We start from the raw sequence: 17,919 nt of genomic DNA, 5'->3' as shown, positions 1-17,919 counted from the left end.
GCGCGCTGAAACGTTCTGAACATTCGGGTTCGCGCGACGCGGCCAGTCCGTTCATCGTGTCGAGGGTGTGGGTGACCGGATTCAGCGCTGCCGAAACCTGCGTGCGATCGGCCATCACGTGGATGGCGTCGCAACGCAGGTCGACGCGCGGCGCGCCGTACGGCGGCGGTTACGCCTTCAGGAACGCGAGCAGCTCGGCATTGATGCGCGCCGCATCGACCACGCACATGCCGTGCGCGCCGCCCGGGATGATCTTGAGCTGCGCGTGCTTCACGATCTTCGCGGACAGTCGCGCGGAATCGTCGATCGGCACGATCTGGTCGTCGTCGCCGTGCAGGATCAGCGTCGGGACGTCGATCTTCTTCAGGTCCTCGGTATAGTCGACCTCGGAGAATTCCTTGACGCACAGATACTGGCCATGGGCGCCGCCCATCATCCCCTGTGCCCAGAATGCGTCGATCGTGCCCTGCTGCACCTTCGCATTCGGACGATTGAAGCCGAAGAACGGCACGGCGAGATCCTTGTAGAACTGCGAACGGTTCTCGGCGACGTTCTTGCGGATGCCGTCGAATACGTCCATCGGCAGGCCGCCCGGATTGGTCGGCGATTTCACCATCTGCGGCGGCACGGCGCCGATCAGCACGGCCTTGGACACCCGCTTCGTGCCGTGACGGCCGATGTAGTGGGCGACTTCGCCGCCGCCAGTGGAGTGGCCGACGAGCGTCGCTTCGCGCAGGTCGAGCGCGTTCATCAGCGCGGCGAGATCGTCCGCGTAGGTATCCATGTCGTTGCCTTGCGACGGCTGGCTCGAGCGGCCGTGACCGCGGCGATCGTGCGCGATCACGCGGTAGCCGTGCTGCACCAGGAACAGCATCTGCGGGTCCCATGCATCGGCACACAGCGGCCAGCCGTGCGAGAAGACGACCGGACGGCCGCTGCCCCAGTCCTTGAAATAAATCTGCGTACCGTCTTGCGTGGTGATCGTGTTCATCGGATGGGTTCCTTGATGTGCGGAAGCGGCGTGTTTGGGGGCGGCAGCGGCAGCGGCGGCCGGCAGCGCGGCGGCTGCAACGGCGGTCGCGCCGGCAAGCAGCATGTCGCGGCGGCGTGCCGAGGGGACGGCGTCGAGGTCTGCGGGACGCATGGAGGCTCCTTGTACGTGCGGTGGAATGATGTCGTTTGGAATCGATGGTCCGGATCTGCCCGCATGCGGCACGCTCGCCGGCAGCCGGCGTGCGTTCGCGGTCGCGGGCCGGCAGGCGCCCGACGCGAGCGAACGAACGTCGACGGGAGCCTAGCGCGGGGCCCTGCGGCGTGTACTGAAATTCGGCTGAATTTTCGTGAACCGGCCGGTCGGTGTGGCGCGCGAGCCAGGCCGCCAGAACAATTAAGCCTGTGGATCAAGACTCTTCAGCGGCCGCTCGCTATCGTCAGCATCAAGCCGTCCCGTCGCGGGTCGCTGCCGGTTCGCGCCAGCGCATGACGATCGTGATGCGCGCGGATGCGAAACGTCCGAATCTCTCGCCACTTGCCTGGATACGCCGTCATGGACACATTCGATCGCTGGGAGCACGTGATGACGCTGCTCGATCCGTCGTCCGGCGCAAGCCGCTGCGCGTCGCTGAATCTTCGCGACCGGGACGCGGCGCGCCGCCGTCATCGCGACGACGCGCGCGGCGCGTCCAGCGGTGGCGCACGTCGCGGGTGCGCGATCGTCGCCGTCGAGCGTCAGACCGATTCCTCGCTGCTGGTGTCGTGGAGCGATCCGACCCACTGCCGGTATGACGAGCAGCGCTGGATCAGTGCAAAGGCCCGCTCGCCGGGGCGCTGCGCATTGACCGGCCTGCCGATTCGCGCCGGCGATGCGATCTACAAGCCGCAGTGGCGCGGCGCGAAGCGTCCCGCGAATTGCTGGGAGGCGATCCTCGCGTCCGAGCTGGACCGGTTCATCGTCAGGCTGTCCCGTTCCTGAGGGGAGCGGTGCGCCCCATTCACCGGCGGCGGCTGGCGCCGCTGCCTCTTCTTCGCCAAGGAAGCTTCATGAGTACGTTCACGACACGCGACGGCGTCTCGATTCACTACAAGGACTGGGGCGCGGGGCGCCCGGTCGTGTTCATTCACGGGTGGCCGCTGAATGCGGACATGTGGGACGTCCAGATGCATCATCTTGCATCGAACGGTTTTCGCGCCATCGCGTACGACCGGCGCGGTTTCGGCCGGTCCGGCCAACCGTGGACGGGCTACGACTACGATACGCTCGCGGACGATCTCGCGACACTGATCGAGACGCTCGGATTGCGCGACGTGACGCTCGTCGGCTTTTCGATGGGCGGCGGCGAGGTGGCCCGATACATCGGCCGGCACGGCACGCGCCACATCGCGAAGGCGGTGCTGATCGGCTCGGTGACGCCGCTCATCGCGCGGCGCGACGATCATCCGGACGGCGTCGACGTCGCGATGTTCGACGGCATTCGCTCGGCGATCGTGGCGGACCGCCCCGCGTTCTTCGAGCAATTCTGGCCGTTGTTCACCGGCTCGAACCGGGCCGATTCGACGATCTCGCGCGCCACGCTCGACTGGACGTCGTTCATGGCGCTGCAGGCCGGATTGAAGGGCACGCTCGATTGCGTCCGTGCGTTTTCCGAAACCGATTTCAGGTCGGATCTCGACAAGTTCGATGTACCGACGCGCGTGATTCATGGCGACGACGACCAGACGGCGCCGCTCGCGCTGACGGCGGCGGCTACCGCCGCGCGTGTGCCGCACGCGACGCTGAGCGTCTACGAAGGCGCTCCGCATGCGCTGTATCTGACGCATGCCCAACGATTGAACGACGAACTGCTGGCGTTCGTCAGCGCGTGACGTTGGCGTGACCTGGCCGGGCGGCGAAGGCCGTCCGGCGTCCTCGCTGCGGCTCATCTCGAACCGCGCGTTCAACCACGAGCCGAAACCGCAGCTCGCCCGAATTCCCGCGTCAATCGAATCGCGGTTTAATCGTACGAAATCCAATTCATCGGTGAATCCCGGCTTCTCCGGTCGGGAATGAACGGCGCCTGCCGTGTCATGCGCAGAAGATGCGAAGCCCACGGATTTCAACGATTCAAAAAATTTGCTCATTCCATTCTGATAATTTGAATCATCATACGCAGTAAATGCCGTAGCATTGGGTGTCAAATCGGTGTCATTTCGACTGGCATCGATAAATGCCATCGATTAGACCCTCCCATGATCCGCATTGGAACGCTTCACGTTTTTCCCGACAGACGTGAAATTCGCGCGAACGGCGAACTGTTGCGCATCGGCAGCCGTGCATTCGAAATTCTCGAACTCCTGATTCAGGCAAATGGCGCGCTGGTCTCGAAAGACGAGATCATGCAGCGCGTGTGGCCGCACACGTTCGTGGAGGAAAACAACCTGCAGGTGCATATCGCGTCGTTGCGCAAGGCGCTGGGCCAGGACCGGGATCTGATCGTCACGGTGCCCGGGCGCGGCTATCGGCTCGTCAGCGCGCCCGCCGAAGGCGCGGCTGCCGTGCGCTCCGCGACCTCCCGGTTCGCGCCCGCGCCGACCGCGCTCGTGGGGCGCGAGCAGATGGTCGCCGATGTCCTCGCGGCGCTCGACGCGTCGCGCGTCGTGACGCTGGTCGGCGCGGGCGGCATCGGCAAGACGCGCGTCGCGGTCGAAGCCGCGCTCCGGGCCGAGGCGCGCTTTCCGGATGGCACGGCGTTCGTGTCGCTGGCGACGGTGGCGTGCCCGCAATTCGTTCCCGCCGCGCTGGCCGACGCGCTGGACCTCGCGCTGCCGGCCCGCTCGCTGACGCTCGAAGCGGTGCTGGCGAGCGTCGCGCATCGCAGGATGTTGCTCGTGCTCGACAACTGCGAGCATCTGCTGGACGCGGCCGCGCGGATCGCCGCCGTGCTGACCGAGTCCGATACCGGGCTGCGCGTGCTGGCGACCAGCCGCGAGGCGCTTCGGATCCACGGCGAGCGACAGTGTCCGGTGCCGCCGCTCGAGGTCGGCGACGAAGGTGCCGACGCGGCCGACATGCTGGGCGCAAGCGCGGTGCAATTGTTCGCGGCACGCGTGTGCGCCGCCGATCCGCGCTTTCCGCTCGACGAACGCAGCGTGTCGCTGATGGCGTCGGTGTGCCGGCATCTCGACGGCCTGCCGCTGGCGATCGAGCTGGCCGCTGCCCGCGCGGCCGTGCTCGGCATCGACGTACTGGCCGATCATCTCGACGACCATTTCCGGTTGCTGACCGGCGGTTTTCGCACGGCATTGCCACGCCATCGGACGCTGCAGGCGATGTACGACTGGAGCTACCGCTTGCTGGCGGACGCGGAGCGCGTGCTGTTGCGCTGGCTCGGCGTGTTCCGCGACGGTTTTTCGATCGAGGCGGCGCGGGACATCGTCGGCACGAAGGGGCTGGCCGATGCGGACCTGCTCGACACGATCGCCGGCCTGGTGTCGAAGTCGCTCGTGAACGTCGAGAATGCGCACGGCGTGCCGCGCTACCGACTGTTGACGACGACGCGCGCGTATGCGCTGCAGCAGCTCGAGAACAACGGCGAATGCGCGGCCGCCGCGCTCGCGCACGCGAACTACTTCCTCACATTGTTCACGCTGGCGCCCGACGGCGGCGATGGGTCGCCGGCCGAAGCGCGGCGCGATCAGGTGCGCCGCGAACTCGGCAATCTGCGCGCGGCGCTCGACTGGGCGTTTTCGCCGGACGGGCACGCGGAGACCGGCATCGCGCTGGCGGCAGTGGCGGTGCCGTGCCTGCTGGACCTGTCGCTCGTGGACGAGTGTCGCGAACGCGCGCGCGTGGCGCTTGACGCGATGCGGGATCTGGATGCGACGCCGGCCCGAGACGATGCGCGCAAGCGCCTGCTGGCCGCGTATGCCGCGGCACTCGCGCAGGGCTCCGGGTCGACCCGCGGCGTTCGCGACGCGTGGCCCGACGCGGATGCGTTCGCGTGCGAGACAGGCGACGAACCGTAACGGCGTGCGCGGCCGGCGCAATCACGACGTTCGGTGCGATGCGGAGATCCGGACGCGCGACCCGACAAGGAGATGAAGTGCGTTCGCGGGAGGATCACTGGCGGAATCACGCAAGCGCGAGGAACTGGTCGACGAGATCGGGGCGATCGAGCTGCTCGACCCACCAGCGCAACGCGCGGCCGGCTTCGTCGCTGCGCCACGCCATGTAGCAATGCGTCGTGTCGCGCATGCCGGTCACCTGGCGCGCGACGAGCTTGCCCTGTGCGATCGCGCGCGCCGCGATGCAGTCCGGCAGCGTGCCCACGGCGAGCCCTTCGCACTGCGCGGCCAGTTTGGCCGCGAGGGTCGGTACCGCGAGCGTCGGCTGCCCGGCATCGACCGCGACCGAGCGCGGCTGCAGTTCGCGCGACGTGTCGCTGATCACGGCGCCGCGATGCTCGACGATCGACGCCATCGACAGCGGTTCGGGCAGGGCCGCGAGCGGATGGGTGGGCGCGACCGCGAACACGTGCCTGAGCGTGCCGATCGGCCGCGTGACGATGCCCGGCAGCTCCGGCGGCTCGCCCGTCGCGCCGACGACGAGATCGGCGCGGCGCGCAACCAGCGCGTCCCACGTACCACCGAGGACTTCGGTCGAGAGCCTCAGCCGCGTGTCCATTTCGAGCCCGTAGAACGCATGCACGTGAGGCCATAGCGCATCGAACGGCAGGATCTCGTCGATACAGATGCGCAGCTCGGTTTCCCAGCCTTGCTGCGCGCGCTGCGCCTTGAGTTCGAGTTGTTCGGCCGCATGCAGAAGCCGCCTGCCTTCTTCGACGACGACGCGACCCGCATGCGTGAGCTTCGCGCGGCGGCCGCTGCGGTCGAACAGTGCGACGCCGAGGTCGCCCTCGAGCTTGTGCACGAGGTAAGTCAGGGCCGACGGTACGCGATGCAGCAGTTCCGCGGCTTCGGCGAACGTGCCGGTGCGGTCGATTGCGTCCAGCGCTTCGAGCGCTTCGAATGACAGCTTCATGATGGATTTCACAGGCGGGGCGTCGGGCTGCCATGTTAACGCCGTGAGCGCCTTTGTCCAGTCAATGGCGATCCGTCACGTCGGCGTCGACTCGTGGTGCTTGGCCGCGGCGCTGGATGGCTGCGCGCCGGGCAGGGAGCCGAACATGTGCTGCGTGCACTTCGCATCGCTCCATGCGGCCTTCAGGTGGATGCCCGCGAGCATCCTGCGAGCGACCGGCAGGATCTGTTCGCCGGCGAGGATGCCCAACAGGCCGGCCAGCGCGATGGTGGGCGGAGCGGGCGATTGCACGCCGATCAACGCGTAGACGGCGCCGGCGAGAATGCCGGCCAATAGCGACGAAACGTACGGTTTCATAATATAAATTGAAGTGGATGACAACCGTGTGGAAGGATGCGAATAAATCTCCGCCGATGAACCGACGAAGTCGCAAAAGAGCCTATCAGGTCATGGCTGGCGCGGCGCGAAAATTCACCCGATTTAAGATCTTTTAAGGATTGGTTTTCAGGGTGTTTCCAAACAGAACGATTAATTGGCATTGCTTCGAGTTTCCGTGTTGAATGGCAGACGTTGGCAGGAAAACCTCCCAGCACAGCACATCGGGCCCCCGGCTTGCCGGCGAGCCAGGCTTTATTTTTCTCCACGTCAAAGGACATGACCGCCATGAGCAATCCGAAGCTTGAAGTACTCACTCCGCAGAACAGCCAGCTGATCTTCATCGACCAGCAGCCGCAGATGGCGTTCGGCGTGCAGTCGATCGATCGCCAGGTGCTGAAGAACAACGTCGTGGGCCTGGCGAAGGCCGCGAAGGTCTTCAACATCCCGACCACGATCACGACGGTCGAAAGCGACAGCTTCTCGGGCCATACCTATCCCGAACTGCTCGACGTGTTCCCGAACCAGAAGACGCTCGAACGCACGTCGATGAACTCGTGGGACGACCAGAAGGTGCGCGACGCACTGGCCGCGAACGGCCGCAAGAAGGTGGTCGTGTCGGGTCTGTGGACCGAAGTCTGCAACACGACGTTCGCGCTGTGCGCGATGCTCGAGGGCGACTACGAGATCTACATGGTCGCCGACGCATCGGGCGGCACGTCGCAGGCCGCGCACGACATCGCGATGCAGCGCATGGTGCAGGCCGGCGTGGTGCCGGTCACGTGGCAGCAGGTGCTGCTCGAATGGCAACGCGACTGGGCACGCCGCGACAGCTACGACGCGGTGATGGCGATCGCGAAGGAGCATTCGGGCGCGTACGGGATGGGCGTGGACTACGCGTACACGATGGTCCACAAGGCGCCGCAACGCACCGCGACGCCGCACGAGTCGATTCCGCCGGTGCCGGCGAAGTAACGCGGACAGTCGAGACTGTCGATGCCGCCGCGGTGTGCTCGATGAGCGCGCCGCGGCGGCGATACGTCAATGCGGGCGGCGTGACGCGGTTCATCCTCGCAGGCCGCCCGCGGAGCGTTTGCAGGGCATGTGCCTGCATTCCAATTTGTTCGAGAGATTGATCGTATGGAACCTTATCTGGTTTCCCTTGGTGCGGGCCTGCTGATAGGCGTGATCTATAGCGCTATCAAGGTTCGCTCTCCCGCACCGCCGCTGATCGCCCTGGTCGGGCTGCTCGGCATGTTGATTGGCGTGCAGGCGGTCCCCGCCCTCAAGCAGCTCATCGGCCTTTGATCGAAGTGAGGTGACGCAATGACCGCAACCGATACCCAACCGGATCTGATCCTGCACAACGGGCGCATCACGACGCTCGATCGTGCGAACCCCGTCGCCGCCGCGGTGGCGATCAAGGACGGCCGCTTCGTCGCGGTCGGCAGCAACGCGGACGTGATGCCGCTCGCGGGCCGCGCGACGAAAGTGATCGATCTCGACGGCCGCGCGGTGCTGCCGGGCCTGACCGACAACCATACGCACGTGATTCGCGGCGGCCTGAACTACAACATGGAGCTGCGCTGGGACGGCGTGCGCTCGCTCGCCGTCGCGATGGAAATGCTCCGCCAGCAGGTCGCGATCACGCCGGCGCCGCAATGGGTGCGCGTGGTCGGCGGCTTCACCGAGCATCAGTTTGCCGAGAAGCGCCTGCCGACGATCGACGAGCTCAACGCGGCCGCGCCCGATACGCCGGTGTTCATCCTGCACCTGTACGATCGCGCGCTGCTGAACGCGGCCGCGCTGCGCGTCGTCGGCTATACGAAGGACACGCCGGAGCCGCCGGGCGGCACGATCCTGCGCGATGCCGCGGGCAACCCGACCGGCCTGCTGCTCGCGAACCCGAACGCGACGATCCTCTACGCGACGCTCGCGAAGGGCCCGAAGCTGCCGTTCGAGTACCAGTACAACTCGACGCGCCACTTCATGCGCGAGCTGAACCGGCTCGGCGTGACGGGCGTGATCGACGCGGGCGGCGGCTCGCAGAACTACCCCGACGATTACGAAGTGATCCGCCAGCTGCACGACGCGGGCGAGATGACGATCCGCATCGCGTACAACCTGTTCACGCAGAAGCCGAACGCGGAGAAGGAAGACTTCGTGAACTGGACCAAGAGCGTCAAGTATCACGACGGCACCGACTACTTCCGCCACAACGGCGCGGGCGAGATGCTGGTGTTTTCCGCGGCCGACTTCGAGGACTTCCGCGTCGCGCGTCCGGACCTGCCCGCGCAGATGGAGGACGATCTCGAAGGCGTGGTGCGCGTGCTCGCGCAGAACCGCTGGCCGTGGCGCATGCATGCGACGTACGACGAGACGATCAGCCGCGCGCTCGACGTGTTCGAGAAGGTCAACGAGGACATCCCGCTCGAAGGGCTGAACTGGTTCTTCGATCACGCGGAGACGATCTCCGAGCGATCGATGGACCGGATCGCGGCGCTCGGCGGTGGCATCGCGGTGCAGCACCGGATGGCGTATCAGGGCGAGTACTTCGTCGAGCGCTATGGCGCGCAGGCGGCCGAGGCGACGCCGCCGGTCGCGAAGATGCTGTCCAAGGGCATCAAGGTGTCGGCCGGCACGGACGCGACGCGGGTGGCGTCGTACAACCCGTGGGTGTCGCTCGCCTGGCTCGTGACGGGCAAGACGGTCGGCGGCACGCGCCTGTATCCGCAGCGCAACCTGCTCGATCGTGAAACCGCGCTGCGCATGTGGACCGAGTACGTGACGTGGTTCTCGAACGAAGTGGGCAAGAAGGGCCGCATCGCAGTCGGTCAGCTCGCGGACCTGATGGTCCCCGATCGTGATTTCTTCACCTGCGCGGAGGACGATATCGCCGACACGACCGCGTTGCTGACGGTGGTGGGCGGGCGGATCGTGTGGGGTGCCGGGCCGTTCGCGTCGCACGATATGCCGATTCCGCCCGCGATGCCGGACTGGTCGCCGGTGCGCACCTACGGCGGTTATGGCGGCTGGGGCGCGACGCAGCGCGAGGGCGCGCCGCTGCAGCGCGCAGCAGCGGCCGCTGCCGCGTGCGGCTGTTCTACCGCGTGCGGCATGCACGGCCATGCGCATGCGAGCGCGTGGGGCCGCACGTTGCCGACCTCGGACGCGAAGGGCTTCTGGGGCGCGTTCGGCTGTTCGTGCTGGGCGGTCTGACATGACGACCCTGACCGGCCGGTGCAGCCCCGCGTGGATTCGCGCGCTCCTGTCGCAGGCGTGGGTCGGATCGCTGGTCCGGCTCGCGCTCGTTTCCGCGTTCCTGATCGGCGGGGTGAACAAGGCGATGCACTTCGGCGATGCGGTCGCGGAGCAGGCGCATTTCGGCCTGCACCCGCCCGCGCTGTGGGCGGCGCTGGCGATTGCGGTCGAGATCGGCGGCTCGCTGTGCGTGGTGTTTCGCCGCTTCACGTGGCTCGGCGCCGGCAGCCTCGGGATGCTGACGCTGGTCGCGATGGTCGTGGCGAACGATTTCTGGAACCGCTCGGGCGCCGAACATTTCATGGCGCTGAACAGTTTTTTTGAACACCTGGGCTTGATTGCGGCGCTCGTCCTTGTCACCATCGTCGGCGATATTCAACGGGGGAAGGGCGACGGCAATCCGTGACCGCCGGTCGGTCCTCCCGAACGCGACGCGGCAACCGTGCCATCCACGGTCGCCGCGTCGCCCAACCTTTACGCAAACATCACGAATTGAAATCTGAAGACACCCTTCTTTCCGCGGTCGCCGGGTTCGTCGATACGCTGAGCTTCGTCTCGCTGTTCGGGCTGTTCACCGCACACGTGACGGGCAACTTCGTGCTGATCGGCGCAGGCGTTGCCGGATTCGGGCAGGGCCTCGTGCTGAAACTGAGCGTGTTTCCCGCCTTCATATGCGGCGTCATCGCGGCGAGCCTGATCGCGCGATCGTTGTCCGCGCGGCCGGCATGGCAGGGCGCGCGTGCGCTGTATGCGGTGCAGGCCGTGATGCTGCTCGGCTTCTGTGCGGCCGGCGTGTGGGCGACGCCCGTCACGCAGTCCGACAGCCTGCCGGTGCTCGTGGCCGGCATCGTCGGCACGTTCGCGATGGGCGTGCAGAACGCGCATCCCCGCGTGATCGCACGAGCAAGCGTGCCGAACACGGTGATGACGGGCAACGTCACGCAGGCGATTCTCGATGTGGTCGATCTGCTGTCGGCCGGCACGACCGACAGCGCGCGCGCGACCGCACGCGCACGGTTCGGCAAGATGTTGCCGGCGATCGTCGCGTTCGCGCTGGGCGCAATGGCGGGTGCGCTCGGCTTTCGCTACATCGGATTCTGGGCGCTGCTCGCGCCGGCTGGCGCGCTCGCGGCACTGGCATTGACGTCCGGCGCGCACGACACGGCGCCTGCCGTGCGGACCTGAGATAGCCGGCATGCCGGCGGCGCAAAGCGGTCTTCCGTGGGATGAACGGGGGAGTCGTTTGGGGCGCTGCTGGAGTGTGCGCGGCGGCGCTCTTCTCAAGCCATCGACTCGAGGTCGTACGACGGCGACGGATGCGCTACCGGTCGCCGTCTCGCGGGTTGCCCCAGAACAGGAAGACGATCACACAGCACAACACAGCACCCACCAAAACCAGTTTCATGTTGCGCCTTGCGTGCAGTGGACGGGATGATCCGCATTCACGTAGCGCGGTCGAATCTCACCGCGCCGGGATCCACTCGGAAATGAAATTTCAGAGAACGGCCAGCAACCGCAGTTGATGCTCGGTTTCGGTCCCTTTCACCAGTGCGTAGAATCGCGCCTGCCCACGCTCGAGGGTCGACAGGTTTTGTGCGTCGGAAAACATGTTCCATTCGTCACCGTCGATACGCTCGAGTTTTCCACGTGTCCGCGCAAACGCAAGCAACAACCGGCTTGCTTCCCGCCGGATCACGACGCGCTCCATATCCAGCACATAGGGCTGCCAGCCGCTCAACAGGACGAGGTAGTGGGGTACGGATGTCGGGTCATTGATCATCGCGGCGTGGCTTCTTCTCGATGGCGTTGGCAAATCGGACTCCTTCCAGTCTGGTCCTCTGCGCGGGGCGATCGATATGGAAGGAAGAGGCCGTCAGCGACGTGCTTCACGTGCGTGCGCCGACTTTCCCATTTTCAGCCAAATTGCGCAGTCAACCAACCCTCTCCCCATTTCGCTGCGTACGCAACTGCCTCGTCGCGGCGTTCGAAAGCGGCCAGATCGCCGCTGCAGAGCACCTGTCGCTCATCTCCGTCGACGAGCAACGTGGTAATCCTCGCATGTGCGATGTACTGTCCATCGGCCCGGCGTGGTGTCGGATCGATTCGGAACCGTGTCGAATTGAAGAGCATATGCTCCTCCAGGTTTAGGGTTGTCGCGGGCTACGTGGCCGTGTGCGCGCGCCACTGTCAGATATGCTCTCGAAGGTACCGAATGCACTTTATCCGCAGGCCCGACCGATTGGCGATCGCGCCTCGCGGACGGGCTGTCGAGTCGTCTTCCACGCCAGGAAGCCGCTCCGGGAGCGGAGGATCGTCCACGGCGTGGACGGACTTCGCGATCTGAAGAGACGCGTGCCCTATCCAGACACGATCGCGCCACTCGCATTTCGCGCGATGAACGACAAGCCATGCCTGCAGTGATTCCACGAGCTGAAACGGCGACAACCACTCGCGCGTTTTCCTTTTGGTGACCAGTTGAAGGGCAACAAGGAAACAGAGCAAGTCCACGTACCGGGTCGCGACGCGCATGGTTGGTCTTCTGCTTTTGATGCTTGTGAAGCGTCCGCGCCGGCGGCTCAGCCTTGAACGCTGAGCGCTTTCTCGATGGCTGCAATCAATTTGAAGGCATCGTCCCGGCCGATCAGGAGGCCGCGGCTGGTGTACTCACAGCCGAACGCATAGAAGCTCGGCAGTAGCGTCACCATGTCTTTCTGTCGATCGAAATCCACCTGGCATTTCGTCAACGGGAAAAACGATGGGGCGTCGGCCGGCAGGTTGGACACGATGCACTCCTAGTACATTTTGCGCGGGGGCAACATGCGCTTCGCGCGCAGGCGCTGCCTGGCAACGGCACTGGCCTTTTTACGCTTGCGTTCCGTCGTCGGCTTTTCATAGCCGATGCGACTGCGCAGCTCGCGAATCAACCCGGTTTTCTCGATGTCGCGGCGGAATCGGCGCAGTGCGACATCGATCGGTTCGTTGACTTTCAGTGTGACGGTTGTCATGGTTGCCCTGTTTGAGAAGGTTCGAATATGAAGTTAGCCGAGCCGCGTCATGACGGCGCTCGCTATCTCGTCGGACTCGAATTCCGAGTGTCCGGCATCGATCGATAGCGCGCGTATCGCGCCGTACATTTGCAACTCTTGCTGATGACACAGTGCCGAATCAGAGATTCCGGCGAGCGAGATCGTGTCGGCCCACGCAACCTCGTGCCGTCCGATCAATGCGAGTAGTTCGTCAATGACCATGTTGCTCTCCAGATTGCCGATGCATCGCATCGGCTGGGTAGCCGCCTCAGCCTGCGTTCGACAGGAACGCGTGTGTTTCGCGATTGTCGTCGATGATGTTCTCCGCATAGCGCACCGATGCGCGACGTGCGTCACCGGCCGTACCGAACGGCGCGTTGTCGCGAAGCCGGTACGTCTGGCTTTGCGTCTGCGTGTCCGTCGCACCGCGAAGACAAATCCTGACTGCTGCGTCGAAGCCGGCATCGTAGTTGTGCGGAGCACCATTCGCTGCCGGTACGTGCGGGTAAATCAGCGGATAGATCTCGAATCCACGGTAGGAATGCATGCTCATGACAAACTCCTGTCGTTCGGCCGCGGCGAAAAGCACGGTCGAACTCGTCCGGCCGAGGTCCGTCCATTGTCGGGCGGGCCGGCGGGGGTGAAAGGGACAAAATTGCAGCGCGGCGGAGGGACAACCAAGCGCGCGGTAGTGAAGGGGGAGCGTTCGGAGGGCGGGTGATCGCTCGGATAAGCCCATCATACGCGCATCGTTCGCCGGGCCTTCAACTTATTCGGTATTACGCGCAGCAACCGGCACGCGCGTGGTGACGGATCGTGACCGCCTGCGCCCCGCGCCGCAACAGCTTGCGCGATGGTCGCCGCTGCCTCTGCAGCCGCGATCTCGGCGCTATTGCGCAGACGTCGTACGCTTTTTCTGCTGCGTCTTCGTGATCGAGGACTCTTTCGGCGGCACCCAGTTCAACGCCGTGCCGAGCTTCGGCAGCATCGGGGGCTGCTTGGTACGCGGAGGCGCCTTGTTGCCGCGAGACTGATATTGGGTCATGGAAATTCTCCTGCTGCGTCGCGTGCGCGATCCTGCGAGGATGGCTGGTCCGGGCCCGGATGCGCGGTCGAACACGCGCACCATGACGGGCATCTGCCTGCACGCAGGTTCAATGTCTCCCTGCGAAGCGGACGGACCAGTCGAGCCGGCCTCGAGACGCGTGGCGTCGCGAGGCCGTGCATGACACAAGGAGCGGCGGCACTGCGCCGCTCCTTGCGCGAAGTCGAGGCTTGAGACGGTTACAGCGGGGTGATGTTCGCTGCCTGCAGGCCCTTGGGGCCGCTCTTGGTCTCGTAGCTCACCTTCTGGCCTTCGGCGAGCGTCTTGAAACCGTCGCCGCGAATTTCGGAGAAGTGCGCGAACAGATCGTCGCCGCCTTTATCGGGCGTGATGAAGCCAAAGCCTTTGCCGTCGTTGAACCACTTGACAGTACCGGTATCCATATTAGATCTCCTGAGAATAGACGAGCGGATGCGCCACGAATGGACGCGGGAAAATAATCAAGGAGGGAAAGGACAACGAATACCGCAGTTCGCGGTCGATGATGAGCAGCAGTCGCGCTTCTTGAATACTTCACGGCCGACAGTACGCGGCGGCGACAGAGGTGTCAAGCCTTTTCGGTCGAGGGCGGAACACGGCCCGGGTACGTTCCTGACGGATTTCGGGCCAGTTTGAGCGCCGCCGGTCCAGTGGACGGACAAGCCGGTACGACGACCGTAGCCGCGGCGCGGGAACAGCGAATGCTCGACGTCTGATGAAATCAGCGGCGGCTCACTTGCGTATTGAGCTTGACGCAACACTGTGTGGGGAGGCGTCTGTGAGAACCGAACGAGAGCTGTTTGAGCAATGGTGGTTTCGCGATACGCCAAGCGAATATCGCGCCGACGTCGTCAACCAGGTTCGTGACCAGGACGGCTACGTCAGGGGCACCCGGGTGGCCGCTGCATGGGATGGGTGGCAGGGCGCACGCAAAAGCCAGAACTGGATCAGGACGAGTCAGCACTGTCCGACGCGCCTGGATGCCGATCAGGCGCTTAACGTATTGGCCTGGACGCACGGAGGATTCGCGGTCGTCGCTCGATTCGACGATGTGGCGAACGCGCAGTCCGGGTACACGCACTGGATTCCGCTTCCATCGGCGCCCGAGAATTAGGTGGCGGTCGGTGCGAAGGAGAGAATCGCCGCCCGGTGCGTGCTGCTCGTCGAGGACGCGCCGGAATCGAAAACGCCACTGTAATTTGGGCAGCGGTGGTCCGTGCTGTTGAAAGCGGTACCGCGGCGCTCGTGAGCGTCAGGATGAGGCACGACGCGCAGCTTCCCGCCGCGCGCCGGCCGGTGGAGATGAACTCAAGCCTCCCGGTATGTCCCCTTGGCTTTCGCCGTTTGCGTCGCGAGCGCATCCATCAGCGGCGGATTCAGGCAATCGTAGGGCTCCAGCCCTTTGGCGCGCAACGTGTCGCGCACGTCCGTCATCAGTGACGGCGGCGTGCCGCTCTCGATGATCGACGACACGAACGCAGCGAAACCGGGCCCGTCCCAGCCGGTATCCGGCGATAGTTCGGTATGGATGAAATCCAGGCCGTAAAACGCATGGTCGGCATTTTCGATGCGGCCGAACAGATGCGTGCCGCAGGCGGAGCACGCATGGCGCTGAATCAACGCCTTGTCGTCGACGACGCGCAGTTTCTCGCCATGTGCGGTCACGGTGACCTTGTCGCGCGGCACGACGCCCACGACGGAAAACAGCGCGCCGGCCGGCTTCCAGCACTTCGTGCAGCCGCACGCGTGATTGAATGCGACCTGCGCATCGACCCGAACCTCGACCGGATCCTGTGTGCACTGGCAGCGCAGCGTACCGCCCGCGAAATCGGCGGCGCCCTTTTGAATGCCGCGATCGACGGCGGGATGAATGGCGACGGACATGTTCATGCTCCTTTTCGATGCTTCACTGGTGAACGACGGCTCGGATCGACTTCCCGTTGCGTATCGGAGCGAATGCTTCGTTGATTGTCGGAGAGCGATTCCGCGTGTGTCGCGAACGGCGCAAGCTGAACCTTGCCGTTCGTTGCGTCCTCGACCATGCCGGGTAATTGCGAGCGGCCCCTGCCGGAAAGATCGATCCGTATTCGGCGCGTTGCTCCGGCACGCGCGAACGCATCGATCTGCCTTTTTGCACGACCTGCGCGCACGCAAGAACACGCCACGATTCTGCGCCTTTTAGGTCGTCTCTCGTGGTTCGGCTGAAACTGGGGGGGAGTATAGGGCGATACTGGCGGGGAGTATACCCGGCGATGTCCCGATTCCGGAATCATCGTGCCGGGAGAACGTCGGTGGCCTGACGAAAGACGTCGACGTCGCCAAGGACGCGTCGTGACGCGGCGGTGCAAACGGCTGCATGGAGCCGCTTGCACCGCGCAGCTTGCGCACCGAATCGCGAGCAGGCTTGCGGTGCGCTAAGCAAGCGGAGCGGGCCCGGCGTCGCCGGGCCGCCACGATGCTCCCGCTATTTCACGGGTGTGAGGATCGGCGCACCCTGGTTCTTGATCATGAACACGACGAATTTTGCCGGCTTCGTGCTGCTGGCATTTCGTCCGACCGTGTGGATGTCTTTCGGGCCTTCGTGGTATGTGTCGCCGGCGTGAAGCGTGACCTCCTTCCCACCGTTCAGGCCCATCACAATGCTGCCGTCGAGCACATAGACGAATGCGTGTGCGTCGTGACGATGAACGGGATCGACGCTGCCGGGCGGATAATCGACGACGATCATCTCGACCTCCCTGCCCGGATACTCGGGCAACGGCTCCGTGGTCAGCGTCGTAACCTTGGCTTGCGGTGCGGCGGCCGCCGGCTGGACGGGCATCAACAGCGACAGCGCAAGCGGCGCGAGCGTGAGCATGATGCGTTTCATGTCGTTACTCCAGGTTGGCCTTGTCGAGCCCGAACGTCTTGTCGAACGATCCGGGCACGATGCGGAACGCGACATTCAGCCGGTTCCAGCAGTTGATCGCGCCGACGAGGAACGTCAGATCCGACAGCTCCTTCTCGGAATAGTGGGTCCGCACGCGTTCGTAGAGCTCATCCGGCACGCCATCCGACTGAAGATGCGTCAGCGCCTCGGTCCATGCGAGCGCGGCGCGCTCGCGCGGTGAGAACAGCGTCGACTCGCGCCAGATCGCGACGTGATGCATGCGCAGTTCGCGCTCGCCGTGGATCCGGGCCGCCTTGACGTGCATGTCGACGCAGAACGCGCAGCCGTTCAGTTGCGATGCGCGAATCTCGACGAGCTCGCGGACCGGCACTTCGATCGTCGTCTTTTGAAACAACCCGTCGAGCTCGACGAGTTTCTTGGTGAATTCCGGCGATTGCTGAAAGTAGTTGATACGTTGCGTCATGATCCGTTCTCCTGATTTGTGGAAGCGGGTAGCGCCGGCCCTGTGTATCGCGATCGATCGCACGACCCGCTTGGCAGCCATCGTAATCGCGGGTCTCGCGTGCCAGTAGTACCGGGGACGCGCGCACTCTGTTGCCGCTTCGGCACCAATCACGTGTGAAGGGCATCGGCGTGACCGCACGCAGCAGAGGTTCAGTCATGCCGACACGACGACGACACTGCAGATTCCCTGCCGCGCCATCTTCGTATAGGGGCACAGGCGCTCCGTGTCGCGGGCCAGACGTTCCGCGACCTGCGGGTCCACACCCGGCATGCGGAGGGTGATGTTGGCGGTCAGCGCATATCCGCCATCCACCGGATCACGACCAAACGACACTTCGACAGCCACGGTTGTTTCCCGGATGTCAATGCGTTCGCGCTTTGCCAGAAGGCTCAGCGCACCATGGAAGCATGCGGCATAGCCGGCTGCAAAAAGCTGTTCGGGATTGGTGCCGCCGCCCGGACCGCCAAGTTCGGCGGGCAACCGTAAATCAACGATGAGACAACCGTCGTCGGATCTCGCCACGCCCGATGCACGGCCGTGCCCGGATTCACCACCCGAGACCGTGACCGTGGTCGTGTAGAGCACGGCGAATTTCCGCCCGCGGTATTTGTCGAGCAGTGTCAGCGACGGAGGTTGCAACCTCTTGTTCTCCATATGCCTCCCGATTGTTTGTACTGTCCAACGCGAGCGTCTCGAATCTTGCGTATCGGGGCGATGCGCTGTTTTTCGAAGCGAATCCGCGCAATGGTGCAGGTCGAACCT

At 64.7% G+C, this 17,919-nt stretch carries 26 protein-coding genes and 1 pseudogene; 10 read left to right on the top strand and 17 right to left on the bottom strand.

Features of this window, described 5'->3' with window-relative positions:
- Positions 1-169: 169 nt before the first annotated feature.
- Positions 170-991: an alpha/beta fold hydrolase gene (locus FFI87_RS33530; RefSeq protein WP_138850650.1), complete on the bottom strand. Its 822-nt coding sequence runs from the start codon at positions 989-991 to the stop codon at positions 170-172.
- A 178-nt stretch (positions 992-1,169) separates the two neighbouring features.
- Between FFI87_RS33530 and FFI87_RS35185 the strand changes: the two genes are divergently transcribed.
- The 4 genes from FFI87_RS35185 (at position 1,170) to FFI87_RS33515 (ending at position 5,001) form a co-directional block, all read left to right on the top strand.
- On the top strand, positions 1,170-1,298 hold the full coding sequence (locus FFI87_RS35185) for a hypothetical protein (RefSeq protein WP_261378664.1): 129 nt from the start codon (positions 1,170-1,172) through the stop codon (positions 1,296-1,298).
- Between the two features lie 248 nt (positions 1,299-1,546).
- Positions 1,547-1,972: a DUF3331 domain-containing protein gene (locus FFI87_RS33525; protein ID WP_138850649.1), complete on the top strand. Its 426-nt coding sequence runs from the start codon at positions 1,547-1,549 to the stop codon at positions 1,970-1,972.
- Between the two features lie 68 nt (positions 1,973-2,040).
- Positions 2,041-2,862 (top strand): alpha/beta fold hydrolase, encoded by an 822-nt coding sequence (locus tag FFI87_RS33520; protein WP_012371985.1) that lies wholly within the window; start codon positions 2,041-2,043, stop codon positions 2,860-2,862.
- Positions 2,863-3,225: 363 nt separating this feature from the next.
- Entirely contained in the window at positions 3,226-5,001 is a 1,776-nt protein-coding gene (locus FFI87_RS33515) for a winged helix-turn-helix domain-containing protein (RefSeq protein WP_138850648.1), read from the top strand.
- A gap of 106 nt (positions 5,002-5,107) precedes the next feature.
- Here the strand turns inward: FFI87_RS33515 and FFI87_RS33510 are convergent, their stop codons facing one another.
- The 3 genes from FFI87_RS33510 to FFI87_RS33500 form a co-directional block, all read right to left on the bottom strand.
- The gene (locus FFI87_RS33510; protein ID WP_012371983.1) at positions 5,108-6,016 is read right to left on the bottom strand and encodes a LysR family transcriptional regulator; all 909 of its coding nucleotides are present in this window, start codon (positions 6,014-6,016) and stop codon (positions 5,108-5,110) included.
- Between the two features lie 75 nt (positions 6,017-6,091).
- Positions 6,092-6,373, bottom strand: coding sequence for a XapX domain-containing protein (locus tag FFI87_RS33505; RefSeq protein ID WP_138850647.1), 282 nt, complete (start codon positions 6,371-6,373; stop codon positions 6,092-6,094).
- Positions 6,370-6,681 (bottom strand): hypothetical protein, encoded by a 312-nt coding sequence (locus FFI87_RS33500; protein ID WP_138850646.1) that lies wholly within the window; start codon positions 6,679-6,681, stop codon positions 6,370-6,372. Before FFI87_RS33500 ends, FFI87_RS33505 begins: the two co-directional genes overlap by 4 nt.
- Here FFI87_RS33500 and FFI87_RS33495 point away from each other — a divergent pair.
- The 5 genes from FFI87_RS33495 (at position 6,680) to FFI87_RS33475 (ending at position 10,837) form a co-directional block, all read left to right on the top strand.
- Positions 6,680-7,366: a hydrolase gene (locus FFI87_RS33495; protein WP_011656592.1), complete on the top strand. Its 687-nt coding sequence runs from the start codon at positions 6,680-6,682 to the stop codon at positions 7,364-7,366. The two genes, FFI87_RS33500 and FFI87_RS33495, sit on opposite strands and share 2 nt — an antisense overlap.
- A gap of 165 nt (positions 7,367-7,531) precedes the next feature.
- Positions 7,532-7,699: a DUF1427 family protein gene (locus tag FFI87_RS33490; RefSeq protein ID WP_011660704.1), complete on the top strand. Its 168-nt coding sequence runs from the start codon at positions 7,532-7,534 to the stop codon at positions 7,697-7,699.
- Positions 7,700-7,717: 18 nt separating this feature from the next.
- Positions 7,718-9,610 carry an amidohydrolase gene (locus FFI87_RS33485; protein ID WP_012371981.1) on the top strand — a complete coding sequence of 631 codons (1,893 nt, stop codon included), beginning with the start codon at positions 7,718-7,720 and terminating at the stop codon, positions 9,608-9,610.
- A 1-nt stretch (position 9,611) separates the two neighbouring features.
- A complete protein-coding gene (locus FFI87_RS33480; RefSeq protein ID WP_138850645.1) occupies positions 9,612-10,058 on the top strand; it encodes a DoxX family protein in 447 nt (148 codons plus the stop codon).
- An 86-nt stretch (positions 10,059-10,144) separates the two neighbouring features.
- Entirely contained in the window at positions 10,145-10,837 is a 693-nt protein-coding gene (locus tag FFI87_RS33475) for a YoaK family protein (protein WP_138850644.1), read from the top strand.
- Between the two features lie 310 nt (positions 10,838-11,147).
- On the opposite strand, the gene FFI87_RS33470 is transcribed toward FFI87_RS33475, so the two are convergent.
- The 8 genes from FFI87_RS33470 to FFI87_RS33440 all read right to left on the bottom strand — a co-directional run bounded on the left by FFI87_RS33470 (position 11,148) and on the right by FFI87_RS33440 (position 14,166).
- On the bottom strand, positions 11,148-11,432 hold the full coding sequence (locus FFI87_RS33470; RefSeq protein ID WP_138850643.1) for a hypothetical protein: 285 nt from the start codon (positions 11,430-11,432) through the stop codon (positions 11,148-11,150).
- Between the two features lie 134 nt (positions 11,433-11,566).
- On the bottom strand, positions 11,567-11,782 hold the full coding sequence (locus tag FFI87_RS35180; protein WP_105832875.1) for a hypothetical protein: 216 nt from the start codon (positions 11,780-11,782) through the stop codon (positions 11,567-11,569).
- A 446-nt stretch (positions 11,783-12,228) separates the two neighbouring features.
- Positions 12,229-12,435, bottom strand: a complete 207-nt coding sequence (locus FFI87_RS33460; RefSeq protein ID WP_012371976.1) for a hypothetical protein — start codon at positions 12,433-12,435, stop codon at positions 12,229-12,231.
- A 9-nt stretch (positions 12,436-12,444) separates the two neighbouring features.
- The gene (gene rpsU, locus FFI87_RS33455) at positions 12,445-12,657 is read right to left on the bottom strand and encodes a 30S ribosomal protein S21 (RefSeq protein ID WP_138850642.1); all 213 of its coding nucleotides are present in this window, start codon (positions 12,655-12,657) and stop codon (positions 12,445-12,447) included.
- Positions 12,658-12,690: 33 nt separating this feature from the next.
- Complete coding sequence (locus tag FFI87_RS33450) at positions 12,691-12,900, bottom strand: hypothetical protein (RefSeq protein ID WP_041490283.1); 210 nt, start codon at positions 12,898-12,900, stop codon at positions 12,691-12,693.
- A gap of 46 nt (positions 12,901-12,946) precedes the next feature.
- The gene (locus FFI87_RS33445) at positions 12,947-13,231 is read right to left on the bottom strand and encodes a hypothetical protein (protein WP_011660698.1); all 285 of its coding nucleotides are present in this window, start codon (positions 13,229-13,231) and stop codon (positions 12,947-12,949) included.
- A 336-nt stretch (positions 13,232-13,567) separates the two neighbouring features.
- Positions 13,568-13,723, bottom strand: a complete 156-nt coding sequence (locus FFI87_RS34680) for a hypothetical protein (protein ID WP_012371974.1) — start codon at positions 13,721-13,723, stop codon at positions 13,568-13,570.
- A gap of 239 nt (positions 13,724-13,962) precedes the next feature.
- A complete protein-coding gene (locus tag FFI87_RS33440) occupies positions 13,963-14,166 on the bottom strand; it encodes a cold-shock protein (protein WP_006754718.1) in 204 nt (67 codons plus the stop codon).
- Between the two features lie 374 nt (positions 14,167-14,540).
- Between FFI87_RS33440 and FFI87_RS33435 the strand changes: the two genes are divergently transcribed.
- Positions 14,541-14,876: a hypothetical protein gene (locus FFI87_RS33435; RefSeq protein WP_012371973.1), complete on the top strand. Its 336-nt coding sequence runs from the start codon at positions 14,541-14,543 to the stop codon at positions 14,874-14,876.
- A gap of 194 nt (positions 14,877-15,070) precedes the next feature.
- Here the strand turns inward: FFI87_RS33435 and gfa are convergent, their stop codons facing one another.
- The 5 genes and pseudogenes from gfa to FFI87_RS33415 all read right to left on the bottom strand — a co-directional run bounded on the left by gfa (position 15,071) and on the right by FFI87_RS33415 (position 17,811).
- Entirely contained in the window at positions 15,071-15,646 is a 576-nt protein-coding gene (gene gfa / locus FFI87_RS33430; RefSeq protein WP_138850641.1) for an S-(hydroxymethyl)glutathione synthase, read from the bottom strand.
- A 22-nt stretch (positions 15,647-15,668) separates the two neighbouring features.
- Positions 15,669-15,828 (bottom strand): annotated as a pseudogene (locus FFI87_RS35175) (S-(hydroxymethyl)glutathione dehydrogenase); the annotation flags it as partial.
- 398 nt (positions 15,829-16,226) lie between these two features.
- Positions 16,227-16,631, bottom strand: coding sequence for a cupin domain-containing protein (locus FFI87_RS33425; protein ID WP_138850640.1), 405 nt, complete (start codon positions 16,629-16,631; stop codon positions 16,227-16,229).
- Between the two features lie 4 nt (positions 16,632-16,635).
- On the bottom strand, positions 16,636-17,115 hold the full coding sequence (locus tag FFI87_RS33420) for a carboxymuconolactone decarboxylase family protein (RefSeq protein ID WP_011660692.1): 480 nt from the start codon (positions 17,113-17,115) through the stop codon (positions 16,636-16,638).
- Between the two features lie 195 nt (positions 17,116-17,310).
- Positions 17,311-17,811, bottom strand: coding sequence for an Ohr family peroxiredoxin (locus FFI87_RS33415; protein ID WP_012371970.1), 501 nt, complete (start codon positions 17,809-17,811; stop codon positions 17,311-17,313).
- Positions 17,812-17,919 lie beyond the last annotated feature (108 nt).

Origin of the sequence: Burkholderia sp. KBS0801 (assembly GCF_005937855.2) — a bacterium.
GTDB lineage: Bacteria > Pseudomonadota > Gammaproteobacteria > Burkholderiales > Burkholderiaceae > Burkholderia > Burkholderia ambifaria.
The sequence above is the reverse complement of the archived record's forward strand: the minus strand, read 5'-3'. Positions and strand labels throughout refer to the sequence as shown.